Source organism: Hydrogenophaga sp., from assembly GCF_018780385.1.
In the GTDB taxonomy this organism is placed as follows: Bacteria; Pseudomonadota; Gammaproteobacteria; order Burkholderiales; family Burkholderiaceae_C; genus Hydrogenophaga.
This window is the reverse complement of sequence record NZ_JADMJO010000073.1, coordinates 1-8,280: the sequence shown is the minus strand read 5'-3', so window position 1 is coordinate 8,280 and position 8,280 is coordinate 1. Positions and strand designations below refer to the sequence as shown.

At 66.1% G+C, this 8,280-nt stretch carries 7 protein-coding genes; 4 read left to right on the top strand and 3 right to left on the bottom strand.

Features of this window, described 5'->3' with window-relative positions; all coding sequences use genetic code 11:
- Positions 1-1,100, bottom strand: a 1,100-nt coding sequence (locus IV113_RS19480; protein ID WP_291088434.1) for a Tex-like N-terminal domain-containing protein, incomplete at its 3' end; no start/stop codon positions are given.
- A 294-nt stretch (positions 1,101-1,394) separates the two neighbouring features.
- Between IV113_RS19480 and IV113_RS19475 the strand changes: the two genes are divergently transcribed.
- From IV113_RS19475 to IV113_RS19465, 3 genes are all read left to right on the top strand, one after another.
- The gene (locus IV113_RS19475) at positions 1,395-3,188 is read left to right on the top strand and encodes a HAMP domain-containing sensor histidine kinase (protein WP_291088432.1); all 1,794 of its coding nucleotides are present in this window, start codon (positions 1,395-1,397) and stop codon (positions 3,186-3,188) included.
- Between the two features lie 2 nt (positions 3,189-3,190).
- Positions 3,191-4,156, top strand: a complete 966-nt coding sequence (locus IV113_RS19470; RefSeq protein ID WP_291088430.1) for a response regulator — start codon at positions 3,191-3,193, stop codon at positions 4,154-4,156.
- 66 nt (positions 4,157-4,222) lie between these two features.
- Positions 4,223-5,272: a DUF72 domain-containing protein gene (locus IV113_RS19465; protein ID WP_291088427.1), complete on the top strand. Its 1,050-nt coding sequence runs from the start codon at positions 4,223-4,225 to the stop codon at positions 5,270-5,272.
- On the opposite strand, the gene IV113_RS19460 is transcribed toward IV113_RS19465, so the two are convergent.
- Together IV113_RS19460 and IV113_RS19455 are read right to left on the bottom strand one after the other, a co-directional pair.
- On the bottom strand, positions 5,246-6,631 hold the full coding sequence (locus tag IV113_RS19460; RefSeq protein WP_291088425.1) for an MFS transporter: 1,386 nt from the start codon (positions 6,629-6,631) through the stop codon (positions 5,246-5,248). The two genes, IV113_RS19465 and IV113_RS19460, sit on opposite strands and share 27 nt — an antisense overlap.
- Entirely contained in the window at positions 6,628-7,842 is a 1,215-nt protein-coding gene (locus IV113_RS19455) for a multidrug effflux MFS transporter (protein ID WP_291088423.1), read from the bottom strand. Before IV113_RS19455 ends, IV113_RS19460 begins: the two co-directional genes overlap by 4 nt.
- A 130-nt stretch (positions 7,843-7,972) precedes the next feature.
- Between IV113_RS19455 and IV113_RS19450 the strand changes: the two genes are divergently transcribed.
- On the top strand, positions 7,973-8,280 hold a 308-nt coding region (locus IV113_RS19450), incomplete at its 3' end, for a cation:proton antiporter (protein ID WP_291088421.1).

Below are 8,280 nucleotides of genomic sequence, written 5' to 3'. Positions count from 1 at the left end.
TTGCCGGTGGCATCGACCACCGCCACCTTCACGCCGGTGCGGATGCCCGGGTCCAGGCCCATCACCACCTTGGGGCCGGCGGGTGCGGCCAGCAGCAGGTCGCGCAGGTTGTCGGCAAACACCTTGATCGCCACCGCTTCGGCGCTCTCGCGCAGGCGGGCGAACAGGTCGCGCTCACTGGAGAGCGAGAGCTTCACGCGCCAGGTCCATGCCACGCACTTGCGCAGCAGGTCGTCGGCCGCTCGGCCCTTGTGGCTCCAGCCCAGTTGCAGGGCGATGCGGCCTTCGGCCAGCGAGACCACGGGCGCGGCCTTGCCTGTGGTGGCGGGAGCCACCTCGGGTTCGGGCAACACCAGTTTGGCGTCCAGGATCTCCAGCGAACGCCCGCGAAAAACGGCCAGCGCACGGTGCGACGGCACGCGCGAAATCGGCTCGTCGTACTCGAAGTAGTCGCGGAACTTCGCCACCTCGGGCACGTTCTCGTCCTTGCCTGCCACCAGCGTGCTCTTGAGCAGGCCTTCGCTCCACAACCATTCGCGCAGGTTCTGCAGCAGCGCGGCGTCTTCGGCCCAGCGCTCGCTCAGGATGTCGCGCACACCGTCGAGCACGGCGGGCACGGTGGAGAAATCGGCACCGGGTTTGCCGTCGTCCAGCACCTCGGGTGGTCGGGTGAAAGCCAGGGCCTCGGCCATGGGGTCCAGCGTGGGGTCGGCCCACAGCTTGTCGGCCAGGGGTTCGATGCCGAATTCCCGCGCAATGAGGCCCTTGGTTCGCCGGCGTTGCTTGAACGGCAGGTACAGGTCTTCGAGCTCCTGCTTGGTGGCGGCAAGCATCACGGCCGCGCGCAGATCGGGCGTGAGCTTGCCCTGTTCATCGATGCTCTTGAGGATGGTCTCGCGGCGAGTTTCAAGCTCCCGCAAGTAGTCCAGCCGGTAGGCCAGTTCTCGCAGCTGGATGTCGTCCAGCCCGCCGGTAGCTTCCTTGCGGTAGCGCGCGATGAAGGGCACCGTGGCCCCGCCGTCGATGAGGTCCACGGCGGCCTGGACCTGGTGAACGCCAACCCGGATTTCCTGCGCGATTTGCGCAACGATGTTCTGCATCTGTGGCTTTGCTCGCCTCGGGGGCGAATGTCTGTGTGAGTGGAAAAGCGGGGGAGTTTGCCACACGCAACCACCCACCTTTTCGGCCAGTGCGCGGATCTTCTGTGGAACTTTTTTTTGATATCGCCATGACTTTTGTCACCAACGGATCAGCGTTCGATAACGAAATACTTCCCTTGGAGTATGGGGCGTTTTGATACCCCTACCTAGTATCTCAGCCAGCCCGACAACGCGTTCAGCACAAGCACTGCCTTGAACTGATGCCTCGGTTTCCATTACCCCGCTGGAGATCCCATGAGCAACTATTTCCGCTTGACCCGCTACTTCACTGTCACCAGTCTGGTGGCCTTCGGCGTGGTCGCCGCCACCCTGATGTTCTTCGAACACCGCCAGTCCAATTTTTTCCAGGAGGTGCAGATCAACGAAGCACAGACGCTGAGCGAAATCCAGGCAGATTTCGTGACCCGCGCCGACTCCGTGGCGCGGCGGGACCTGCTTGCCGTGAATGAACAAGGCAACGTGAACTTGACGCGGCTCTTCTCCAACGCCCTGTGGGCGAGCGATCTCACGCCCTACCTCGCCGAGATCGGTTCGGTCAACTTTGATCACTGCAGGGCGATGCCCGATGGAGTTGACGCAAAGGGCAAAGCGGTAGCAACGGCTGAGAAAAAGGCATGCTTCAAGGAGACCGGCACACAGCTGCAGGCGCTGGCCAGTTTTGCCCCGCTGGATGCCCGGGTGCGCGAGGCCATGCAGGGCAGCACCGTCTTCAAGATCAAGGTGTACGACATGAGCGGCATCACGGTGTATTCCACCGAACTGGGCCAGGTGGGTGAAGACAAGTCGGGCAGCGCCGGCTGGAAGAGCGCGGCGCGTGATGGCAAGGCCATCAGCGAGCTCACCTTCCGCGACAAGTTCAGTGCGCTGCAGGGCGTGGTGGAAAACCGCGACCTGATCGCCAGCTATTTGCCCGTGATCGAACCCGGCAGTCAGAAGACCGTGGGCGTGTTCGAGGTGTACGCCGACGTGACGCCGTTCCTGGGTCAGATCAAGGCCACGTCGAGTGAATTCAAGCAGGTGGCGTTGGCCAACGAGAACCGCCTGGCCGAACAGGCCGCCACCAACCACCAGCAGGTGCAGAGCAGCGCCAACCAGCAGCTGGCCATCGTGGCAGGCCTGCTGGCCCTGCTGTATGTCGTTCTGTTGAGCATCGTGCGCCGTGCCCAGAACGTCATCGAGCGCCAGGCACGTGAAAGTGACGCCACCAAGCAGCGACTGGCCCAGTCGGAAAAGATGACGTCGCTGGGACAGATGGTGGCCGGCGTGGCGCATCAGCTCAACACGCCTCTGGCCTTCTCCAAGAACAACGTGCTCATGTCGATCCAGGCGCTGGATCAGCTGGAGGGCGCTGTGCATCGACAGATACGTCATTCGATCTGCAGCGCCGAGGTGGTGTCCAGCGGACCAGGCGCCCTGATGGAACCCCCGGATGATGAGCACCAGGCCAGAGAACTCGCCTCCGCGATGCTGGAGGTGCGCGAAGCGCGCGAGATGCTCAGCGACGTGCTCATGGGCATGGGACAGATGAACGAGTTGGTGGACAACCTGCGCAGCTTCACCCGCCTGGACCGTGCCCACACCGCAGAGGTCAACCTCAACACCGCGCTGGGCAGCGTGTGCTACATCGCCAAGACGGTGATTTCGACCAAGATCACGCTGGAGCGCTCATTCGAGACCCTGCCTTCCATTGAATGCAACGTGTCGCAGCTCAACCAGGTGTTCCTCAACCTCATCAACAACGCTGCCCAGGCCATAGAGGGCTCGGGCACGATCACCGTATCCACCAAGGCCGATGCCGGTTTCATCACCGTGAGCATCCGCGACACTGGCGCCGGCATCCCGGCCCACGTGCTTCCCCTCATCTTCGAGGCGTACTTCACCACCAAACCCGACGGCGAGGGCACGGGCCTGGGTCTGGCGATCGCTCGCAACATCGTGGAAGAACACGGTGGCGACATCCAGGTCAGCAGCGAAGTGGGCCTGGGCACCGAGTTTCGGGTGCGGCTGCCCATCAACAAGGCGGCATGACCATGAGCAAGGCTTCACTACCCAAGGTGCTTTGCGTCGACGACGAGCCCGGTCTGTTGCGTTCCTTGCGCTGGCTGCTGCGCGGTCAGTACGAGGTGGCGGTGGCCGACAGCGGGCTCGACGGACTGGCCTTGTTGAGCGCCGAGCACTTCGACGTGGTCATCAGCGATCAACGGATGCCGGGCATGACCGGCACCGAATTCCTGGAGCGGGCCCGGCGGGTATCGCCGCGCAGCATCCGGCTCCTGCTCACGGGTTACTCCGACTTCAACGCGGTGCTGAGTTCGGTCAATGAGAGCGAGGTCTTCCGCTTCATCTCCAAACCCTGGGACAACCAGAAGCTGCTGGACACCGTCAGCGATGCCGCCAATGTGGCCCGAATGTCGCATACGTCCTGGGTCGATTTCCAGGAGACCTTGGACGCGGACGGGTCGAGCACCTTCGACGAGGGGGTGTTGGTGTTCGACAACGACAGCACTGCAGCCGCTCAGTGGCAGGCCTCCGTCAAAACCGCGACCAACATCGTTTGCACCAGTGACATCGGAGAAGCGGTGCACCAGTTGACGCGACAGAAAGTCGCCGTGCTGATCACCGATATCCACGGTGCGCGCTCCCAGCAGATGGACCTGATCCGGGCCGTTCGCCGCAATCAACCCCAGGTGGTCGTGCTGGTCTACAGCCAGGAGCGTGACAGTGCCGTCATCGGCCGGTTGATCAACGAAGGCCAGATCTACCGCTTCATTGCGAAACCCGCTGGGCCTGAGTACCTGAACCGCACGCTGCGATCCGCATTGACCCGCCACAGGCAACTGCTGGCGGAGCCTGAGCGCACCACACGGCACCGGGCACAGGTGTCGGACGATCTCGACTTCGAAGTGGACTTTGCATCGGCTGGCGGCCAGTTGCCACCGGGCATGCGAAAACCGGTCACGGGCGCGCGAAGCTGGCTGCAACGCCTGTTTCGTTGAGCACGCCGGGGCTACCATCAACCCCATCCGGGTGGCGGTTTTGCCAGGTATCCGGCGCCTGCCCCCATGCAAGACAAGCTCTTCGGCGACCCACCCGCACCTCCGCCACCCGCTGACCCACCCGCGCGCAAACAGCGAACGGGCGTGAGCGCCGCCCCACCCGACCCAGCCCTGCAAGCGCTGGCCTCGGCACTGCCCGCGCGGGCACGACTGGGCACCTCGTCATGGACCTACCCAGGTTGGGCTGGCCTGGTGTGGGATGCCGACTACCGCGATGCACAACTCTCGAAAGAGGGGCTGGCGGCCTACGCCCAACACCCCCTGATGCGCACCGTGAGCCTGGACCGCGGCTTCTACCGCCCACTCACCGAAGGCCAGTACGCGCGTTACGCCGCCCAGGTGCCGGACGATTTCCGCTTTGTGGTGAAGGCACCCAGCCACGTGACCGACGCCCTGGTGCGCGGCGAGGACGGCCGCGGCCGCCAACCCAACCCGGCGTTTCTGGACGCGGCCCTGGCCACGCAGGACTTCGTGGCGCCGGCGCTCGCGGGGCTGGGCCACAAGGTGGGTGCACTGGTGTTCCAGCTGAGCCCGATGCCACGGCACCTGCTGCACAACCTGCCGCTGGTGCTGCAGCGCCTGCGCACCCTGCTGCTGGCCCAGCCGCCGCTCTCACCCACCGCGCCCGACGGTGTGCTGGCCGTGGAAGTGCGCGACCCGGAGTGGCTGGAAGAACCCTTCGTGCACGAGCTCGCTGCCGTCCTGCGCGAGGCCGGCGCGACCTGGTGCCTGTGCCTGCACGCCAAGATGCCACGGCTGGCGGAGCAGTTGCCTTTGCTGCGCATGCTCTGGCCCGGGCCCATGGTGTGCCGCTGGAACCTGAACCCACTGCACGGTGCCTACGGCTATGAAGACGCGCGCAAGGAATACAGCCCCTACGACCGCATCCACGACGTGGACGACGAGACGCGCGCGCTGCTGGTGCGCACCATCGCGGGTGTGACAGGTGCCGGGCAGAACGCCTATGTGACGATCAGCAACAAGGCCGAGGGTTGTGCGCCGCTGTCGGTACGGGCGCTGGCTGAGGGCTTAGCGGCTGGCGCGAACTCGAAGTGAACTGCTGACGCCGGCCAGCAGCGCAGAGCCGGCCGCCAGGCACAGCGCGATGGTCTCGCCCCGCCCGTCGTGCTGGTTCCACACCGCGTAGATCGCCGCCAGCATCACGGCGCCCAGCGTCTGCCCCGTGAGCCGCGCCGTGCCCAGCATACCGCTGGCCGCGCCACTGCGGTGCAGCGGCGCGCTGGTCACGATGGTGTGGTTGTTGGGCGACTGGAACAGTGCGAAGCCCGCGCCGCACAGCGCCAGGCGCCAGCCCATGTCCAGCACCGTGGTCTGCTCGGGTCGCAGGGCCACCAGCAGCAGGCCGGTGGCAAACACCACCATGCCGATGCCGCCCAGCCAGCCTGCGGGATAGCGCCCGATCAGGCGCCCCGCGATCGGTGCCACCAGCACGGTGGCCAGCGGCCATGCGGTCATGATCAGGCCGGCTTCCATGTGCGTGCGGCCCTGCACCTCCAGCAACAAAAAAGGCAGGCTCAGAAAGGCCAGCATCTGCGCACAGAACGCCCCCAGCGAAGAACCCATGGACAGCGCGAACACGTGGATGCGCAGCAGATCCAGCGGGAACAGCGGTGCCGCCAAGTGCCACTGCCGGCGCAGGTACACCACGCCCACCGCCACACCCGCGGCGAGCAAGGCCCAGCCCAGGATTGATGCGCTGTGGGCCGCCTCGCCACGCACACCCAGCTGCTCCGCACCGACGAACACCAGCGTGAACATGAGCACGTTGAGCAGCACGTCGATCAATGAGAACTGCGGCGCTGCCTCGGTGCGCGGCGGGTTGGTGGGCAGTGCGCGGCGACCCATCCAGAGCGTGAGCAGGCCCAGCGGCACGTTCAGCGCAAACAGCCAGGGCCAGGACGCGACCGAGAGGATGGCCGCCGCCACCGCGGGGCCGGCCATGGTGGAGGTGGCCACCACCATCGAGTTGATCGCGATGCCGCGCCCCAGGCGAGCGCTCGGGTAGATCAGGCGCACCAGCGCGGTGTTCACGGCCATGATGCCGGCCGCACCCAGGCCCTGCAGCGCGCGCGCCGCCGTGAGCATCAACAGCGAGTCGGCCAGCATGGCCAACACCGACGACAGCACGAACAGTGCCATGCCCACCAGATAGACGCGCCGGTAGCCCAGGCGGTCGCCGAGCGCGGCCAGCGGCAGCAGCATCACCAGCGAAGCGATCTGGTAAGCGTTGACCACCCAGATGGCCTGCGAGGCGGGAGCGTTGAGTTCACGCGCGATGCCCGGCAGCGCCAGGTTGACGATGCTGCCGTCCATCACCGCCATGGCAATGCCCAGCACGATCACCAGCACGGCCCGCCCGCGCTGGGGTTGAGGCAGACCGTCGTGCAGCGTCACCCGTGTGCCTCGGGCGCCAAGTGGGTTTTGGAATCGCCGCCCAGCGTGACCCAGGTGAGCATCACGCCGATCAACGCGCCCGAGGCCATGCCCACCACCATGGGCAGGGGCTTGCCGTTGGCAAACAGGCTCACGATGCCCATGGCGGCCGCGCCGCCCAGCATCTGCAGCGTGCCCAGCAAGGCCGAGGCTGTGCCGGCGATGGCGCCGTGCTTCTCCAGTGCGAGCACGGAGGTGGTGGGAATCACCAGGCCCATGAAGGCGCTGGCCACGAAGTACAACGCGATCAACACGGCGAGTTGGTCACCGCCTGCGAGGTAATACACCAGCAGCACCGACATGGTCAGGCCCGAGGCGCTGGCCGCCGCCTTCACCAGGCGCACCAGGCCAAACCGCTGACCCAGCATGCCGGTGAACTGCGAGGCGCCGATGAAGGCGATGGCGTTGAAGGAAAACGCCAGGCTGTACTGGACGGGCGTGAGGCCGTAGTGGTTGATCAGCACGAAGGGCGAGCCCGCCAGGTACACGAAGAAGCCGGCCATGGCCGTGGCGCCTATGCCCACCAGACCCAGGTAATGCCAGTCGCGCAGCAGCAGCCCGTAGGCGCGCAAGGCGCTGCCCAGGCTGCTTTCCACGCGGTCGGCGGCGCTGCGGGTTTCCTGCAGCGCACCGTAGACGAGCGCGAGGCCCGCCACCGAGGCCAGGGCCACGGCCCAGAACACGCCGCGCCAACCGGTGAGCGCGATCACGCCGCTGCCCACCAACGGTGCCAGGATGGGCGAGACGCTGAACACCAGCATCAGCAACGACATCAGGCGCGCGGCGTCGGTGCCGGTGTGCAGGTCGCGCACGACGGCGCGCGGGATCGCCATGCCGGCGGCTGCGCCCAGGCCTTGCAAGAAGCGCAGTGCCACCAGGGTCTGGATGTCGGTGGCCAGCGCGCAGCCGATGCTGGCCAGCGTGAACAGACCGAGGCCGAAATACAGCGGTGGCTTGCGGCCCACCATGTCGGACACCGGCCCGTAGAGCAGCTGGCCCACACCAAGCGCGAGGAAGAAGGCCGTCAGGCTGAACTGCACGGGGCCGACCTCGGCGCCCAGGCTGCGGCCGATGTCGGGCAGCGCCGGCAGGTACATGTCGATGGCGAAGGGACCGATGGCGGAGAGCAGGCCCAGGATCAGGGCCATCTTGAGGTAGCGTGTGACGAACATAGCCGCCTATTGTCCCTGCCGCGCGATGGCATTGCCGCAGCGCGGGCTGGCCACTCTGGTGTAGGCGGCCGCCGCGTGCGTCACAATTTCGCCTTCCATCGATCCCCCCTCACCCACCCGGAGTTCTCCCATGGCCGTTGAAGGCAGCGCAGGCGATCTGCTCAAAGTCGTGACCTTGCTGGGCGCAGCGGTCGTTGCCGTGCCCCTGTTCAAACGGCTTGGCCTGGGCTCGGTGCTGGGTTACCTGGCCGCCGGGCTGGCCATCGGGCCGTTCGGCATGGGCCTCATCAGCGACCCGGCCACCATCCTGCACACGGCCGAACTCGGCGTGGTCATGTACCTCTTCGTCATCGGGCTGGAGATGCAGCCCTCGCACCTGTGGAGCCTGCGCCGCGCGATCTTCGGCCTGGGCAGCCTGCAGGTGGTGGTGTGCGGCCT